This window comes from Hymenobacter sp. UYP22 (genome assembly GCF_040547285.1).
Lineage (GTDB): Bacteria > Bacteroidota > Bacteroidia > Cytophagales > Hymenobacteraceae > Hymenobacter.
The window spans coordinates 72,737-90,826 of the sequence record NZ_JBEPPK010000004.1; the positions used below are offsets into that span (position 1 = coordinate 72,737).

The 18,090-nt window shown below is 58.8% G+C and carries 11 protein-coding genes; 4 read left to right on the forward strand and 7 right to left on the reverse strand.

The annotated features are described in order from the left end of the window. Positions 1-12: 12 nt before the first annotated feature. From ABIB60_RS08910 to ABIB60_RS08925, 4 genes are all read left to right on the forward strand, one after another. Entirely contained in the window at positions 13-1,455 is a 1,443-nt protein-coding gene (locus ABIB60_RS08910) for a DUF4350 domain-containing protein (RefSeq protein WP_354579266.1), read from the forward strand. Positions 1,456-1,608: 153 nt separating this feature from the next. Beyond that, positions 1,609-2,655 (forward strand): AAA family ATPase, encoded by a 1,047-nt coding sequence (locus ABIB60_RS08915; protein ID WP_354579268.1) that lies wholly within the window; start codon positions 1,609-1,611, stop codon positions 2,653-2,655. A gap of 144 nt (positions 2,656-2,799) precedes the next feature. Next, positions 2,800-4,143, forward strand: coding sequence for a DUF58 domain-containing protein (locus tag ABIB60_RS08920; protein WP_354579269.1), 1,344 nt, complete (start codon positions 2,800-2,802; stop codon positions 4,141-4,143). A 280-nt stretch (positions 4,144-4,423) separates the two neighbouring features. After that, the gene (locus ABIB60_RS08925; RefSeq protein ID WP_354579270.1) at positions 4,424-6,535 is read left to right on the forward strand and encodes a beta-N-acetylhexosaminidase; all 2,112 of its coding nucleotides are present in this window, start codon (positions 4,424-4,426) and stop codon (positions 6,533-6,535) included. A 156-nt stretch (positions 6,536-6,691) separates the two neighbouring features. On the opposite strand, the gene ABIB60_RS08930 is transcribed toward ABIB60_RS08925, so the two are convergent. The 7 genes from ABIB60_RS08930 to ABIB60_RS08960 form a co-directional block, all read right to left on the reverse strand. Continuing rightward, on the reverse strand, positions 6,692-10,498 hold the full coding sequence (locus tag ABIB60_RS08930; protein WP_354579271.1) for a DUF8818 domain-containing protein: 3,807 nt from the start codon (positions 10,496-10,498) through the stop codon (positions 6,692-6,694). A 617-nt stretch (positions 10,499-11,115) separates the two neighbouring features. After that, positions 11,116-11,673 (reverse strand): hypothetical protein, encoded by a 558-nt coding sequence (locus tag ABIB60_RS08935; RefSeq protein WP_354579272.1) that lies wholly within the window; start codon positions 11,671-11,673, stop codon positions 11,116-11,118. Between the two features lie 634 nt (positions 11,674-12,307). Then, positions 12,308-16,048 carry a sensor histidine kinase gene (locus ABIB60_RS08940; RefSeq protein ID WP_354579273.1) on the reverse strand — a complete coding sequence of 1,247 codons (3,741 nt, stop codon included), beginning with the start codon at positions 16,046-16,048 and terminating at the stop codon, positions 12,308-12,310. A 99-nt stretch (positions 16,049-16,147) separates the two neighbouring features. Continuing rightward, on the reverse strand, positions 16,148-16,534 hold the full coding sequence (locus ABIB60_RS08945) for a DUF983 domain-containing protein (protein WP_354579275.1): 387 nt from the start codon (positions 16,532-16,534) through the stop codon (positions 16,148-16,150). Positions 16,535-16,537: 3 nt separating this feature from the next. Continuing rightward, positions 16,538-16,801, reverse strand: coding sequence for a CAMCR motif-containing small membrane protein (locus tag ABIB60_RS08950; RefSeq protein WP_315998596.1), 264 nt, complete (start codon positions 16,799-16,801; stop codon positions 16,538-16,540). Between the two features lie 79 nt (positions 16,802-16,880). Then, positions 16,881-17,435, reverse strand: a complete 555-nt coding sequence (locus ABIB60_RS08955; RefSeq protein ID WP_354579277.1) for a DUF420 domain-containing protein — start codon at positions 17,433-17,435, stop codon at positions 16,881-16,883. Continuing rightward, positions 17,422-18,087 carry an SCO family protein gene (locus ABIB60_RS08960; protein WP_354579279.1) on the reverse strand — a complete coding sequence of 222 codons (666 nt, stop codon included), beginning with the start codon at positions 18,085-18,087 and terminating at the stop codon, positions 17,422-17,424. Before ABIB60_RS08960 ends, ABIB60_RS08955 begins: the two co-directional genes overlap by 14 nt. Positions 18,088-18,090 lie beyond the last annotated feature (3 nt).

Consider the following 18,090-nt stretch of genomic DNA (forward strand, 5'->3'; position numbering starts at 1 on the left):
CTCAGTTATTACATGACAACGTTTCGGTGGTATTTGGTGGGGCTGGCGCTGCTGTTGGGGGCTTACGTAGCCGTGGAGTATTACCGCCCTAAACCCCTCGACTGGCGCCCCACTCTTCAAAACAACGATAAGATTCCGTACGGCACCTACGTCCTGTTTCAGGAGCTGCCCGATTTGCTAGGTGCTTCCCGCAACCAGGTGCAGCCCATTCGGGTGCCCATCTATAGCCAGATTGAGGGGGTAGATGAGGACAAGGCGAGGTCAGAAAACCTGGCGGGCCGGGACGACGCAACAGAAAACGCACCAGTTGCCGACTCTGCTCAAACGGCCTCTACTGATTGGGCCACCGACTCCGTGCAGACCGGCTCCGAAGCTACTTCTAGCCGGCTCCCAACTGAAGATGGTGCGGAAGCTGACGATGATGCGGACTACGCAGCGGGCCTCGAAGCCGGAGATTTCACGCCGGCCACCTACCTCTTTGTGGCCCCCAGCTTTGAGCTGAGCCGTCTGGATTGCCGCTCCTTACTGCGCCACGTAGCCCGCGGCAACGACGTACTGGTGGCAGCCAATGAGTTCAATTACTTCTTCGCCGACACCCTGGGCTTTGCCGTCCGCCCAATTTTTCCGCCCCTGAGAACCAACCCCAATGGCTCCCGCAGCCTGCTGCAGGACTCCGTACAGCTGCGGCTCCGCAACCCAGGGCTGGCCCGCCAGGCCGGCGCTTCGTTCCGCCTGCCCGCGCAGGCCCTGACTGCCCGACTGCTGGCCCGCCCCAATTTGCCGGCCAAAGCTACCTCCTTGGCCACTGATGAGCAGGGCCGCACAGTGCTGCTGCGGGTTCCGCACGGGCGAGGCCACGTCTATGTTTGCTCGGTGCCGCTGGCGTTCAGCAATTATTTCGTGCTGCAGCCCCGCACCGGCAATTTTGCCTTCGCGGCCCTCTCCTACCTGCCCACTGGTCGGCCCGTGTGGTGGGATGAGTACCAGAAACAGGGGCGGCGCGGGGAACAGTCGTTGCTGCGGGTGCTCATGGACCACGATGCCCTGCGCTACGCCACCTACCTCACGCTGCTGGCGGCGGTGTTGTTTGTGGTCTTCGAGGCCCGGCGGCGGCAGCGCGTTATTCCGGTACTCAAGCCCTTGCCTAATACCACCCTACTCTTTACGCGCACCGTGGCCGGCCTCTACCGTCAAGACCGCAACCACCAGCTCATTGCCGAAAAGAAAATCGGGCTGTTTCTGGAGCACCTGCGCACCCGCTACCACGAGCCCAGCCTTGATTTAGGCGAAGCTGATACCCGGGAGCGACTGGCCCAGAAGACCGGTATTCCACGCGCCGATATCGACGCACTGAGCCGCCGCCTCAACTTTGTACTCACAGCCCGGCAGGTTTCTGATGCCGAGTTGCTGGCTCTCAACAAGGCTATCAACACCTTCCGGCAGGCAGCAGCTTAGAATTGTACTTATCTTTTAAACTGTCTTATTCCGTTATATAATTATTCCGTTGCTCAGCGTATTGATCATAATAAGCGTAATTGCAGCCAATATACATTTTATCAAATGTAATTATATCATAGCTCAACTTTCGTCATTTCACCACTTCCCAACATGGATTCCTCGTTTCCTTCCGCCACTGATCCGGCTTCTTCTCAACCACCGCTAGCGCCCGAAGCTACTACTGCTACCGATTCTTTTGCCCCGCGCACCGACCTCAGCCACCTCAGCCGCCACGCCGACGCCATTCGGCAGGAGTTGGGCAAGGTGATTGTGGGCCAGCAGGCCCTGGCCGAATTGCTACTGGTGGCCCTGCTTGCCGACGGCCACGTGCTGCTGGAAGGTGTGCCGGGCGTGGCCAAAACCCTCACGGCTAAACTGCTGGCCCGCACCCTGAGTGTGCCGTTTAGCCGCCTGCAGTTTACCCCCGACCTGATGCCCTCCGATGTACTGGGCACCTCCGTGTTCCGGCCCCAACAGGGCGAATTTGAATTCCGACCCGGTCCCATCTTCGCCAGCGTAGTGCTGATTGATGAAATCAACCGGGCTCCGGCCAAAACGCAGTCGGCGCTGTTTGAGGTAATGGAGGAGCGGCAGATAACCCAGGATGGCACCCGCTACGCCATGCCCGCGCCCTTCGTAGTATTGGCCACGCAAAACCCGGTGGAGCAGGAAGGCACCTACCGCCTACCCGAAGCCCAGCTAGACCGTTTTCTGTTCAAGCTGAATGTGGGTTACCCCACGGTGGAGGAAGAAATTGCCATTCTGCAGGGTCACCACGCCGGCTTTGGCGGTACCCCGCTGGATGCAGTGCGCGCCGTAGTGTCGGCCGAGGATTTGCAGCGGCTGCGGGAGCAGGTGCGCCGTCAGCACGTAGAGCCTAAGCTACTGGAATATATTGCCCGCCTGGTCGGCCAGACGCGCGCCCATAAGGGCCTGTACCTGGGCGCTTCGCCCCGGGCCTCGCTGGCCCTGCTCAATGGCGCCAAAGCCCTGGCCGCCCTGCGTGGCCGCGACTTCGTTACGCCCGAGAACATTCAGTATCTGGCTCCCATGGTACTGCGCCACCGCATTCAGCTCACGCCGGAGCGCGAAATGGAAGGCGGCACGCCAGATGATGTAGTAAAGCAGATTCTGCAGCAGATTGAGGTGCCCCGGTAGAGTGTATCACGTATCTACTTGCACGTCATCCTGAGCTTGCCGAAGCATCTATGCTGCTTCGGCGGATTCGGTACAATGCGCATTGATTACCCTCGGTAGAGATGCTTCGGCAAGCTCAGCACGACGTTTACTAGTCCTTCCCTCTTGAAATCCTTCTTCCTTACCTCCCGCTTTTTCCTGCTCACTACGGCCCTGATTGTAGGGCTGGTGGTAGCGTTTTTCCTGCCGGGCTGGCTTACGCCGGTGCTGCTGGCGCTGGGCCTGGGGCTGGGCCTTACGGTAGTGGATGTGGTGCTGCTGTACGCGGGCGGCGGCAGCGTATTCGGGCGGCGGGTGATGGGCGACAAGCTGGCCAATGGCTCAGACAACGACATTGCCATCTACCTCGAAAACCTGTACCGCTTTCCGGTACAAACCGAGACGATTGACGAAGTACCCCACCAGTTTCAGCGGCGCGACGTGCTATTCAAGACTGGCATTCGGCCCGGCGAAACCGGCATTATTCGCTACCAGCTGCGGCCTACCAAACGGGGCGAATATGAGTTTGGGGCGGTGAACGTGTACGTGGCTTCCCCGCTGGGGCTGGTGCGGCGGCGCTTCCGGTTTGATGACAGCCGGGTGGTGCCGGTGTACCCCTCGTTTCTGCAGATGCGGCAGTATGAGCTGTTGGCCATTCATAACCGCCTCACCGAAGTGGGCGTGAAGCGTATCCGGCGGGTGGGGCACAGTATGGAGTTTGAGCAGATTCGGCCCTACGTAACCGGCGACGACCCGCGCAACATCAACTGGAAGGCCACCGCCCGCCGGGCCGGTACGCCGGGCGCGGCCGATACCCTGGTGGTCAACCACTACCAGGATGAGCGCGCCCAGCAGGTGTACTGCCTCATTGATAAGGGCCGGGTGATGCGCATGCCGTTCGAGGGGCTGAGTTTGCTGGACTACGCCATCAACGCCACGCTGGTGGTTAGCAACATTGCCTTGCTCAAGCACGATAAAGCCGGGCTGTTCACCTTCTCGCACCAGCCCGGGGCCATGCTGCCCGCCGACCGGCGCAGCGGCCACCTGCGCAAGCTGATCGAGGTGCTGTACCGCCAGAAAACCAAGTACCTCGAAACGGACTACGAGCGTCTCTACATTTCGGTGCGCAGCCACATTCGCCAGCGCAGCCTGCTGATTTTGTTCACCAACTTTGAAACCCTGCACGGCATGCAGCGGCAGCTGCCCTACCTGCGCCGCATGGCCAAAGACCACCTGCTGCTGGTGGTATTCTTCGAAAATACCGAGTTGCGCTCCTACCTCGATGGTCCCACCGCTACCACCCAGGATGTGTACAACCAGACGGTAGCCGAGAAATTTGCCCAGGAGAAACGGCAGATTGTGCGGGAGCTGAACCGCTACGGCATCCATGCCCTGCTCACCGCTCCTCAGAACCTGACGGTCAATACCATCAACAAATACTTGGAATTTAAGGCCCGGGGCCTGATTTGAGGCTACTTGTTACTGCGAGGTGGTAGCCGAAGCAACCTACCCTTCTCATAGCGCCTAACTTCAGCCTCTTCAAAAGCCCCTGATACCCACGCTGGTATCAGGGGCTTTCCTTTTCTCAGGACTTCGCACCGAAAAAAGGCAGGACTACTTCGCGCTGCTCGCAATGGCAGACGGTTACAGTGCCTTTATCATTCAGGGTCATGCGCTGACACGGGTAGTTGCCGCTTCTGGCCCGGGGCTTGCTACCTTCGTCGTACCGCCTTACTTGCCTTTCCTGCCCATGCGCTTCCTCCTTTCTGTATTCGCCCTGCTGCTGTCAGCCCCGGTTTACGCCCAGCCGGCCCCACCCGATTCCCGGATGTTGCTGCCAGCACCGGTGCAGGCCAACTGGGGTAACAGCCGCTTTACAATAAAGTCTGATTTTACCTGGCAGGTATTTACGCCCACCCAAACTGCCGCCAGCCAAGCCACCGACTCGGCCGTGGCGGAGGCCGTGGAGCGGCTGGTGCTGCCGGTGTTGCTGCCGGGCCGGACCAAGACTGTATCCCGTCGGCGGACTTCGCCCCTGCCCACGGCGGCGCTGGTGCTGCAGTACGGTCGCCCCGGCAGCCTGCTCACGGTGGGCGAGGATGAATCGTATACGTTGCGGGTAACGCCCATGGGTGTGGCGCTGAACGCACCCACGCACCTGGGCATTTTGCGCGGATTGGCTACGCTGCGGGAGCTGGCATCTCCCACCAAGTCAGGCGGCTCTACGCTGCCCGAAGTGGACGTGATGGACGCGCCCCGCTTTCCGTGGCGGGGGCTGTTGCTAGATGGGGCCCGCCATTTTATGCCCCTGTCCGTTATCAAGCGCAACCTGGATGGCATGTGGGCCACCAAGCTCAACGTGCTGCACTGGCACCTCTCCGACGACCAAGGCTTCCGGGTGGAGAGCAAGCTGTTTCCGCGCCTGCACCTAGTGGGCGGGCAGGGGCAGTACTACACGCAGCAGCAGATTCGGGAGGTGGTGCGCTACGCTGGGCGGCGCGGTATTCGGGTGGTGCCGGAGCTCGATATGCCGGGCCACGCCACTTCCTGGCTAGCCGCCTACCCGCGCCTGGCCTCCAACGACTCCACCTACGGCGTGGCTACGCGGTGGGGCGTGCTCAACATTGCCATGGACCCCACCCGGGAAACTACCTACAGCTTCATCGACTCATTGCTGAGTGAGGTGACGCCTTTATTCCCCGACCCCTACTTCCACGTAGGCGGCGACGAAAATGACGGCCGGCAGTGGCGGCGCAACCCGCGCATTGCGGCCTACATGAAGCAGCAGGGCTACGTCACGGAAAAAGGTCTGCCTGATAAGCACGCTCTGCAGACGGCCTTCAACCGGCGAGTACTGGCTATGGTGACGAAATACCAGAAGCGCATGGTGGGTTGGGACGAAATTCTGGGGCCGGGCCTGCCAGCCGAAGCCGTTATTCAGAGCTGGCGGGGCAAGAAGGGACTGTATGACGCGGCCAAAGCCGGGCACCAGGCTATTCTGTCCAACGGCTACTACATTGACCTGAACTTAACGGCCGCCTCCCATTACCTGCCAGATCCGCTACCACAGGATGCGCCCCTTACACCTGAGCAGCAAAAGCTGATTCTGGGTGGCGAGGCTACCATGTGGGCTGAGTTTGCCGATTCCATTATCGTGGATTCCCGCATCTGGCCCCGGGCTGCCGCCGTGGCTGAGCGCCTCTGGACCCCCGCCCAAGTGCGCGACGTGCCCGATATGTACCGCCGCCTGGCCCTACTCAGCCCCCAACTGGAAACCCTGGGCCTGCAGCACCGCAAAGCACCAGCCCAGCTCCTGCAGCAACTGGCCGGTAGTCCGGCGGCGGTTCTGCCCCTGCGCACGCTGGCCCAGGTGCTGGAGCCAGTGAAGGAATACAAGCGCCATTTCCAGGGATTCAAATACAGTACCTTAACACCCCTCAACCGCCTCGTAGATGCCGCCCCCGCCGAATCGGACGTGGCCCGGGAGTTTGGCGCGGCTGTGGATAAGCTGCTGGCTTATAACCGGACTGCCCCCACCGCCACCCGCTTCCGCGACGCCGGCGGCAGGCAGCAGCTGAACGCCTTGCAGGAGCAGCTACAGCTTTGGCAGAACAATGATGCGCTGGTACAACCGACGCTGCAGCAAAATCCGCTGCTGAAGGAGTACGCCCCGCTTTCTACTACCCTGAAAACCGCCGCCACCCTGGCTCAGGAACGCCTGGCAATGCTGGAAAAGGGCCAGACGCCCACGCCGGCCTGGCAGGCGGCGGCTTTGAAGCAGCTGGACGCCCTGAAAGCCCCGGCCGGTCAGACCGAGTTGGCCGTACTGCCCCACTTGCGCCGTTTGGTAGAAGCGAAGTAATGGGGTGATGAGGTAAATAGTGACAGGCAAGCAACAGGAATAACCTGTCATCCTGAGCTTGCGAAGGACCTTCCCACATCAGCAAAAGTCGTTGTTACGGCTCGTGCTAACCTAATAAGGTCCTTCGCAAGTTCAGGATGACGTTCTGCCTTCACCCTAAAACAGTACCGCCACCTGCATGCGGCCGGTGTGCACGGGACTGAGGCCGTTAGGCTTGCGGCCGTCGTAGGCCAGCGTGACGTTGAGGCCGTTGCTCAGGCGCTGCTCCAGGTTGAGATTCCAGGTGAAGTTGCTGCCGGGGCGCAGGGCATTCAGGATTTCCAGCCCCACCAGGCTGGCCTGGTTGCCCCGAAAACCTACCCGGACAAAGCGCGTGGTAGCCGAAAGTGTGCGTTTGCCCACTTGGCTAACCCGGGTTTCGAGGCCCACGTCATCAAATGTGCCGCTGGTATCACCATCGGGGCCGGCGGTGTTCTGCTTGGTGGTGCGCAGGTAGCTGGTGGTTAGGCGCAGTACCTGGTTGGGCTGATAACTCAGCTCGGGGGCCAGCTCCAGCTGCAGTACCCGGAAGTTGCGCTCCGGCAGAAAATTTGACAGGTTTTCGCGGATGCCGCGCGTGGCCGTGAAGCGCCCCGTGAACGATTGGGCCAGGGTGCGGCGCAGCAGCACGCTCTGGCTGGCGAGGTTGCGCGTGTCGGAGCCCTGGGTAAGTAGCACCTTTTGCTGGGTTTGCTGCACCGTGAATTCGGCCCCGAAGATGGGGTTGGAGCGGTTGAAGTAGAGCGTATTGCGCAGCAGCTTGTTCAGGCTCAGCAGCAGCGAGTCGGCCGTCTGGAAGGCAAACGGGTTCAGGCGCGAAGACAGGGAGTTATCCGTTGAGCGCCGGTCCAGGGTAACGGTGGTGAGGGTGGAGAAGCGGCTGGCCAAGCCCCGCCAGCCCGGCTGCTCCCGCCAGCTGCGCGGGGCCGTGGTGGTAAGGCGGTAGCTGAAACGGTTGCTGAAGGCGGGCACGTACACATCGGTGGGCAAAAACAGCTTGATGTAGGTGCGGTACTGAGCATCAGGCGTCTGGGCCTCAAAAAACTCGTTGCGCTCCTGCTGTCCGTCCCCGTCCAAATCGTCCCAGTAGTGGGTGCCCTGCCCGGCGGGCACGCTCAGAAACGTGTAGTCGCGCTTAGCTTCCCGGCCGGTAGCCACGGCGTAGCTCAGCTCCGAGCGAAACACATTCTGCAGAAAGCTGGCGTTATAATCGAGCTTGCCCAGCACCGTGCGCTGCCGGGCCGAGTCACGCACGGCCAGGTCGCGGTAGGTCGCCAGAATGTTTAGGTCCTGGTTGGGGCTGAGGCGGGAGGCGAAGGTACCCTGCCAGGTTTGGGCCCGCCCCCGCTCACGTAAAGCGTTTTGCTCGGGGTTAGGCGTCTGGTCGCGGCGGTAGCTGTAATCCAGCCGGAAGCGGGTGCGGGCTGAGTCGCGGCTCTGCACGAACAGGGCGTGCTCATCGTAGTAGTTGGCCGAGGTAAGCGAGTCGCCAGCGGCGCGGGCTACGCGGTTTTTATCGAAGCGGTACACGTAGCCGGGCACTACCGGGCCGGCCACGTAGCGCGCCGCCGCCTCGCCCCGCGCCCACCGAGACTCCCGCCGGCCGGCCTCCGAGTTCAGCAGAAACAGGTTGCCGCGCAGCTGCACCGGCCCCAGCTGCCGGGCCGCATCCAGCCAGTGCTGCACCCCATTCACCTCCCCGGCCCGGTAGCGTCGGCTCAGCCGGTAGCCGATGGCGTTATCGGCATCCTTCACCAGCCCCACGGCCGCATTCAGGATGTTCTCCTCGCGAGGGCGCTGGTTGTTGGTAAGGAGGGTATTATCGGTACTCCAGTTGCGGTCGAACTCAATGTCGCGGTACCTATCAATGGGCGCAAACTGGTGGCTGGTATACTCGTAGTCGAGGGCACTACGCAGCTTATAGCCGGTGAGCCCCGGCAGGCGCACCGGCTTATCCTGCACGGCGTAGCCTACCCGCAGGGCACGGCCCTGCACGGCTTCCGGCGAAAACCGGTTCAAATCCAGGTCGGAGGCAGCCAAATCCACGAATACCGTCGCCGTCGAATCAACCTGGTAGCTGGTGCCCACCGTCATCAGTTGCTTCTGCAGGGGCGTGGGCAGCAGACGCAGGGGCGTATAGTCGCCGCGCCCCTGGCCTACAAACTCGTACACCCGCCCGTTGGCCGAACCATACTGCGTGCTGATGCGGTAACTGCCCTGGCTGGTACCTACATTGGTAAAGCGCACCGTGTAGGCTCCCTGGAGCGTGTCGCGCAGCGGGAATACGAACACCGGCACCTGCTGGCCCGTTGTGGGGTCCGTCTGCACGGTTCGGCTGTACTGAATCTGGTTTCGGTCGTAGCGGGCCGAGTCGGCGCCGGGCAGTTGGGCCAGGCTCACGTTGCCGCGCAGGCGGCGCAGACGGGCTTTGGTGGAGTCGTCGAGGGTGAGGTTGGGCGAGTTATCGGGGTTGTCGGCTTCGCGGTAGAAGTTGGCGTGCACCTGCAGGCGGCCGAGTTGCTGGTAGTGGCTCGCCTGCACCAGGGAGCGGGTGTAGTTGAAGTCGGAGTACTCAAAATCAACCTTGATGCGGGAGTTGCTGGTAATCAGGTGGCGGGGCGAAAACGTCAGCTCGGCTTGGTTGTAGTCGATGATGTAGTCGAAATCAAAGCCCCGCACCAGCAGCCGCCCGTCCAGGTACACCCGCTCGGAGTTGGCCAGAATGATGATGAACTGCTCCCCGTTAGGCCCGCGCAGGCGGTAAGGGCCCTGCACGTTTTCCAGCGGTGCAATGTCCAGGCTGGCAAACTTCCCCTTGGCCACGCCCGCCGCCACCGAGGTAGTGGCAAATGCCTCCCCGGTTTTGGTGGACAGCAACGGCCCGTTGCGGCGGCCAGTACGCGTGGTAACGGACTGGCTTAGCCCGTTCGGGCCTACCCCGTTGGGCGTGGCGCTGGTGGGCGCGGCGGCCGTGCCATTCTGCACCTGCCCCGAGCCGGCCGGCACTGGCACGGTGGGTGGAGCCGTCACGAAGGTGCCCGTGCTGGTGCCCGCCGTGTTGGGGTACTGAAACAGCTGGGGCGTGGCCGCGCCTGGCCCAATTCCGCCGCCAAAGCCGCCCACTGGCACCCGACCGAAGTTGGTTTCCAGAGCCCCACCCTGAATGTTTTTGTAGTAGCGCAGGAAGTAATCGGGCTTGTTGCGCAGTACCACGTCCCCGGCCGTCAGGTTCCAGCGCGGGTGGGTAAGAGTGATGTAAATCCGGTCGAACTCCTGGAGCTGCTGGGTGTTGCCCTCGGGCTGGAAGGGCACGTTCTGGTCACTGATGGCCGCCGTGAGGTTGATTTGGTCCGTCAGCCGGCCTTCCAGTTGCAGGTTCAGGGAGGAGTTGACGAAGACATTCTGGGCATTGCCAAATGACACGCCCCGCGACAGGTTGCCCGATTTGTTGATGCCCGGCGTACTCAAAATCTGCTCCTTCACCGCAAAGTCCTCGGTGCCAAAGGAAGGCCGCCGAAAGAACTCCAGGCTGTCCATAAGCTGGCGGGGCCGCAGGTAGCGCGCCGCCGAGAGCTGCAGGGGCAGCACCCTGTAGCACACCAGCACCGAATCGGGCCCACTGGCCAGCACCAAATCAGGGCGGCCGGGCTCCGGGCTGGGTACTCGTCGCCCGGGCAGTACCAGCCGGTAATTGTCCGAGCGGGCATCATAGGCCACCGAACGGCCCTCCACGCTTACCGAGGAAGGCACTACCGTCAACGTATCACGCAAGGCAAACTCTGTGGTATCCCGGCCCGGGGCCAGGCGCACCCAGACGCAGCGGCGGGTACTGGGCGGCGCATCGGGCCGCTGCTGGGCCCGCACGCCACCAGCCAGCAGCCACAAAACCGCCAGCAGCCCCCAGAAGCGCAGGAAAGAGCGCATTATCAAGAGTCCAGAGCTGCTAATGTTCGCTAAATACACGTTTGGTGCAATGGCCCTACATTTGGTACAGAAGATTTGTTCAGCAATCAACGTACCGTTAACTCGGCTAGTGTAACGCAAAACTGTACGTCGATTGCTGAGAGCAAGTGCCTTGCGCTGATAACTACTCGATTCTACTATTGCATCACTTACGTCTTGCAACTCAGCGAGACTTCTGAGATATTTGCCGATTAACCTTTGTACCAAACTTTTAACCAAGGCCACCACTGCCGTTTAGAAACAGATGGCGCGGTATATGTTCCATCGTCATAGTTTGATTAAACCCTACACGTAGCAGAAAACAAGCTTAATTGATACGCAGAAAGGTTGCGCAAGCTGTGAATTGGGAATTGAATAGCTCTTTTTAAACTAAAAAAGCCCTGCTATTACTAGCTTGGCCTTACCCAAAAAGCGCGCCGGCCTACTGGCTGGCGCGCTTTTTGGGTTACTAGATGTATAGTCCCATTATGAGCTGGATCGGGTCACGAGTAGACCTAAAGCGACCTTATCGAAATGCGTCTGTGCTCACTGTGACTTTGTAGAGCGAATCTCATAGTGAAAGAGACCAATATGTCAGGCTACTGTGTTATATCAATCCAGTATTCGCACAATATATAATCCCTGTAGCAAGCATCGGTAGAACCACACTGACGGTATCTCCCGTAACAGTTGCCATCCACCATACTGTTCAACGTTTCCGGGTCGGTGACAATTGTCCCGACTACCTCGCTCCACACGCGGGAAAGACCCTTCTCATCAAGCTTGCCCAGTTCTGGATAGCGAGTTGCAATTTCCGCCCGACGAGCCTGGGCACCCGTGAAATAAGCTTTTTGTTGTTCTGCTGTATGCGCAGGGTCACTAACGTTCTGGCTCACAGATTTTAAGTTTGCTTTCTGCTCCTTCCGGGTCAGGCTGCGGAACCACAGCATATGTTTGCTCAGGTAGCTGGCGTCCTTTAGAATGTCTTCCCGCACGAGGTCGTCGTTTGCCATCGCACGGATAAGGTCGTCAACGCTTTTAGGCGTTTGACTTTCGGTGATAGGTGCAACATCTTTGCTATTGTCCTGACATGAAGTAACTACGACACCCAGCAGCGTGCATAATACCAAGAGGCTTATTTTGAGTTTCTTGTACATAAGATGATTTGAAATGTGGTTGAGGAGCAAATATAGGATAAATGTATAATTACAAGAATTTATAAATACTTTTCTAATTCAACATACAATTCTTTATTCTTTAACTGACTCTTATGAAACACTCAACCCGCCGCCAACTGCTGCTTTCGCCGGCTGCAGCGCACGTCACCGAGCATTACTCCACCAAAATGCGTCAGAATGCTCATGCCCATATAAAAAGCGCCTACCTACTAGCTGGCCGCTCGAGTAGGGTCATTGTATCAAACGTGTATTTACGATTTATACCGGCCTAAATAGCTCGACCACATGTCTTTGCGTTCCTGTGCACGTAACTCTTCTCGCTAAGTTGCTGAAATCAAAAAAGGGACTTTAGTGACTGGAGACGAAGGGGCTTAGGGCGCCTCAATTGTCGGACAGAGCTAACTACACATTTGGTGCAATAGCTCTAGTAAAAATATAACACTCAGAGGTAATTAGGCAAAGTGGCAGTAGTGATTTTCAAGAAATTGTAAGCGCCAATCATCAGGCTTCAAGCTGACGTTCTGCTGGTTATATTCACCATGCTGGTTTCACTATTCACTTTGCCCCGCGTACAATACTCCCGCTCGCTTTACCCTACTTTTCCACTCACCGCTCAGCCCGCTAGGGGCAATTCAATAAAAAACTGCGTGCCCTGGCCGTCCTCGGTTTCAAACCAGATGTGGCCGCCGGCACTTTCAATACCGCGCCGGGCTACTGCCAGCCCAATCCCCGAGCCTTTCTCTTTGGTGGTAAAGTTGGGCACGAATACTTTGCTCTGGACTTCCTCCGGAATACCCGTACCGTTATCCTGGATACTAATGCGCACCCGGCCAGCGCCCACGGCTTCCAAAGCAGCCACAATTTCGGGGGTGCGGCCGGCCGGCACGGCTTGCAGGGCGTTGATGAGCAAATTGTTGAAAGTGCGCACCAGCAGGCTCTCATCGGCAAATACCACGTAGCGGCCTGTTTCGGCGTCCTCGGGCAGTTGCAATTGAATGCTGCCGCCCCCGGCCCCGCCCTGGTGCAGGCCCACACAGCGGCGCAGAATGGGCGCTACGTCCAGCCGCTCGGGGCGCATGGCCGGCAGGTTGGTGAAGTTGCTGAAGGAGGTGGCAATGTCCGTCAGCACGTCAATCTGGGTGATGAGCGTCTGGGAAACCTTGTTCATCAGCTCGTCCAGGTTGGGGCGCTGGTCGTGGATGGCGCGCTGCAGAAACTGCAGGCTCAGCTTCATGGGCGTAAGCGGGTTCTTGATTTCGTGGGCCACCTGCCGGGCCATTTCGCGCCAGGCCGCTTCTTTCTCCTGAGTAGCCAGCTCCTGCTTGCTTTCCTCCAGCTTCAGCAGCATCTGGTTGTACTCGCGCACCAGCAGCCCAATCTCATCCTCCGACTCGTAGGCCAGCATTTCGTTCTGGCCAGTGAGGGTAGTTTGCTTCAGCTTCTCGGTGATGAGCTTGAGCGGCTCAGTGAGGATGCGGGAGGCCACGAAGGCCAGCACCAGGAACAGGATGAACATGAGCGTAAACACGTTTAATACCGTGCTCAGCAGCTCCGTGAGCTTATTGTCCAGGTCCTTTTCCGAATCGAAGAACGGGATGCCCACGTAGCCCACCACTGGCCCCGGACGCCCCTGCTGAAACGTGCGGGCCCGCAACGGCAGATACAGCGTGTTGAACGATAAGGTGCCGGCCCGTTCCGTGAGCAAAGCCCGAGGCTGCCCGTTTTCAGCCAGCGCGGCCACCGCCTGGGGGTTCATGAGGGTACTGAGCAGGTTGGCCTCGAAAATGAGCGGCTGACTGCTTACTAGTAGTTGCCCATCGGCATCGTAGAGGTTAAGGTCGGTTTCGGTAAGGGCTGCCACGTTTTCGGCCAGGTCCACCAAATCGGAGCGGTTGGCCGCGTCACTGAGCAGGTTTTGATTCTCCAGCAAGTTTTCCTGCACTGCCTGGCCCCGGCGCTGGTAGGCGCGGCGCAAGTCCCGCTTATAGGAGCTGGTGACCTGGCTGGCTATGGCCACGCTCACCACAATGAGGGGCACCAGCACCCCAAAATTCAGGAACAGCTGGATTTTAGTGCTGAAGTTGGCTCGCAGCAGCTCCCGGTACCGCCCCCGGAACACCACCACTACCCCCATCAGCAGTAGCCAGCAAAAGCTGAATAGCAGAAACAGAAACGAGAAGTTGGCCAGCCAGTCTGAAAAGGAATAAGTAGCCGTAGTCACCACCACTACCCGCCCCGACTGGTCGGTGGCGCGCACGGCCAGGTGGTGAAAGCCGTTCAGAGCCAGGCCAGTAGAATACAGCCGCGCATCCCGGAACAGGCTAGGAGGCAGGCGGTTTACGTAGTCGAAGTCTCCTTCACTGTACACCAGCCGACTATTCTCGTAGCCGGCGTAGCTCAGTTCCGTGCCCAGACGAGGCTGAAAAAACTTCTGTTCGACCAGCAACTCGGGCACTACGCTATTGGTAGTGAGCTTTTTCAGCGTCAGCTCCAGCACAATAGTACTGGTACCCTGAGCGGTTTCTGGGGCAGGCACCGGCACAAAGGCCACATACCGCCGCGAGCTGAACGCCGTACCGTTGTCGCGCACCAGAAAGATGCTGGGGTGGTCGGTGGGCCGGGCGTTGCGTAGCAGGAACTCGCGGGTAGTGGCCAAAGAGCCGCCAATGGCAACGCCGCGACCCTCGGGGTTGAAGAGCATCACCCGCACCTCGTACTTATCAAAGTAGTCGCGCAGGTAATACTTCACTACTTTCTGCCGGATCAAGTCCAGGTTCACGAACGGGCTGGCCAGCATGGTGCGCATTACCGGGTCCTGGGCCATTTCCTGGCCGCGCTCCACTAGCAGGTATTCTCCCTGCAAGTCATTATCGGTTAGCAGGTTGCTGGCCAGATTCTGCTTGTTAAGCTGCAACTGCCGGTTGAAATGCTCATACAGCGCCAGGGCCCCCACCGCGGAGCTTATGCCTAGCATCAGGAAGATGAACAGATACACCTGGTAGGGCAGCACTGCGCCTATCGACTTCAGCCCGGTAAGCCGCAGAATCAGGAAGAATAGCAGCGTGAGGCCCAGCAACGTAGCGTGTACCAGGTGCAGCCCTAAGCCCAGCACTAAAAACAGTGCCCCTAACACCAACAGCAGCAGCACGCCAACGCGCCGGGTTGAGGGGCGAACAACCGCTGCAAACAACTGGGCCAGCATGTAAAACCCAATCAGGAAGCTTCCGGTGTGCATCACAATGGCAAGGCCCAGCAGCAGCTTATAAAAACTAAACTGTATATCCTGGGTGATATCCAGAATGAGCAGGGAGTTGCTGAAGCTGCTGGTGTAGAAGTCGAACAGCAGAACCAGCAAGCCATAAAAGCTCACTACAATGATTCCGCCCACCAGCACCCGGAGCCGCCACCCGTGTACGTTCAGTGCAAACCGCCGCAATTTGTAGCGCCTGAACAACAACAGCGCATACCAGGCCATTACCAGCAGCAGCAGGGCATTCAGTAATAGGTCGCCCAAGGAGGGAGACAGTAAGGAGGCAGCGTACACCCGGGGGTCGAACAATCCTATCTCTAGCAGAGAAAACGGCAGGCCCGAATAGAGCAGCACGGCCCGAAACAGCAACAGCGGTACCAGTACCAGCAAAGCCCCTTGCCACACTCGGCCCTGCGCAAATTGTTGGCGGGCCAGTAGTACCCAGCCGAGCACGTACGCCACTACTCCCGCAACCAGTAGCAGCAGTGTGAGGTACTTACCAGTAATCGGAGCCGCCTGCAGGCTCTCAATGGAGAATAAGTAGTTGCCTTCGTTGGAGGATAGGCGCGGCAGCCCCGTTTCCGGCCCGGGCTTTTCCACCACCAGCCGCACATTCTGCCCCTGAAACAGGCCTTGGCCGTTGCCTTCGCGCAGGTAGCGGTTACTGATGCCGTAGCTGATTTCCAGTGGAATGTAGGTCAGTACCACGTACGGATCCTCGACGTGGCGCAGCACCAGAAACTTGCCGAAGCGCGTTTCCAGCAGCCGTTCATGGTAGCGTTGCAGGGCCTGTTCCGCATCGGGCCGCACTGCGTGGTCTGACCAATACACCACCTGCTCTCCCCGGAAGATGAACGTAGGATAGGTGGTATGGCTAATTAGGCTGCGGAAACTCACCCGGCCCGTAGCTAGGCGCTGCAACAAATCCGTCGATTCCCGTTCCCCCGTCAGCTCAGCCTCCATCAGCACTTCCTGCAGGCGAGTGGCCGATGCGCGCAACATTACGGTAGGGTTCTGGCTGTGGCGGTTGCTGAAGTATGAGCCCGCGAAGCACAGGAGCGCCAGTGCCAACAGCATCACCGGAATAGAACGCAGAATCTTCAACAGAAAGGACAGCTAGTGAGCTGAGTAATACTACAACCTTGATACCAAACAAAAATGCCGCCCTGGGGCGGCATTTCCTAACCAGCTTGATCAGTGTGCTTACAGGCGGCGGGTAGCGTAGCTAGCGTCGTAGCGCACACCCCCGAACAAGTAAAGCATCAGAGTGCGGGAATAGCGCAGGCTCAAAGGCGTAAGTAGCAGGGCCACAACGGCCACGGCCGTGATGTATACCCACGTATCAGGGTCGTTCAGCAAGTAGTACACCGCAAAGCCCACCACCAGCATAATAGCCGTGGAAAAGGCAAAACTGATGTACATAGCACCCCAGTAGAATCCCGGCTCCGGCTCGTATACCTGCCCGCATACGGGGCAAGCTTCGGGCATCTCGGTGAAGCGGGCCACGTTGAGGGCCGAATGCTTGAACAGCGGCCCCTGATGACACCGGGGACACCGCTGTTGCAGGATACTAACAAGGGTTGAGTCCATATGCTATGCTTGGGCGGCCTTTTTCTTCTGCTGCTGGCTGTGCCGGTACCAGAAGAAGCCAACGGTACCAATCAGTACGTACGGAATCGTCATCAGATACAAAATTCCTTTGTTGAGGCCCGTAGTGTCGTAGCCGTCTTTCTCCTGGCGCGAGGCCTCTACCTGCGTTTTACACATGGTACACTGGGCCTGCACCGATAAAGGCAGCACGCTCAACAACGCTGCTATTAGCATAGTCAGCAACCCTCCAACTACCGTCTTTTTCATGCTCTTCGTCAAAAGTTGTATTTCTATAACCGCCACCATGAGCCGGTGGTTCGGCAACTGCTGTTCAACTACTGCTATTTTACAGATAGTAAGGCTTAATCATGAAGTACACGATTACACCCGTCACCGACACGTACAGCCACACCGGATAGGTCCAGCGGGCAATGCGCCGGTGCTTCTGAAATTGCTCGGTTAGGGCAAAGTATAGGGTAAACAGCACCAGCCCCACTGTTATGGCCGCCAGCAGAATGTGCGTAAGCAGAATGAAGTAGTACACCCCTTTGATGATGCCTTCCCCGCCGAACTTAGTACTGGGTACCTGTGAGTGATACGCCACATACGAGAGCAGAAATAAGGAGCCCAGCAGAAAAGCCAGCCCCATCATGGCGCGGTGTCCGGCCACATTCTTCCGACGAATAAACCAGTACCCGGCTACCAGAAACACGGCCGTCAATGAGTTTAACACCGCGTTTACTCCGGGCAGCATCTTCACATCCAAGCCGGGAATGACAAAGACACCCGGCAAAAAGTACAGAATGGCTACCGCTACCGGAATAATAGCGGCCAAAGCCACCATTATCACTTTGTACTTGGTGAAGCCAGCCGGATTGGCAGTTGGTTCAGGGATGTTCATAAGTGTAAAGCAGAACGTCAATTTCAGTAATGAGCCGGTTCATGTCTCGCTCATTGGTACCCTCATAGCGGCCCCGTACCTGCCCGTTGCGGTCCACCAGAAACACGATTTGGCTGTGTACCAGGGCCGGGCCGTTGCCGGTAGGCGCGGGCAAACGAAACTCCTCAATAGCTAACCGGTCCAGCGCCGTTTTGTCACCGGTCAGGAAAAACCATTTACCCGCAATGGCGCCATAGCTCTCCGCGTAACGGGCCAGTACCTGTACAGAATCGGTGGCTGGATCAACGGTGAAAGAAGCTAACCGTACCCGAGGATCTTGGCGGAATTTCTCCTGCACCCGCACTAGTTGACTGTTCAGGCGCGGGCAAGCACCCGGGCAGGTCGAGAAAAAGAAGCTGGCTACGTACAGGCCATTCTTGCGCAATTCCGCTCCCGTCACTTCTCGCCCCGATTGGGACGCAAACCGAAAATCACCGATTTGGTGAAAAACAGTATCGCGCTGCCACTTCCCGCCTACCTGCGTGGAGTCCACACGGTCGGGCAGGTAAGTTGGCAGCGCGTAACGGTTGGTACCAAAGCTCTTCAGAAACAGAAAAGCCAGTACCGGAACAAGCAGAATGAGGCCCAACAGCAGAACTTGTTGGGGCTTCATGCC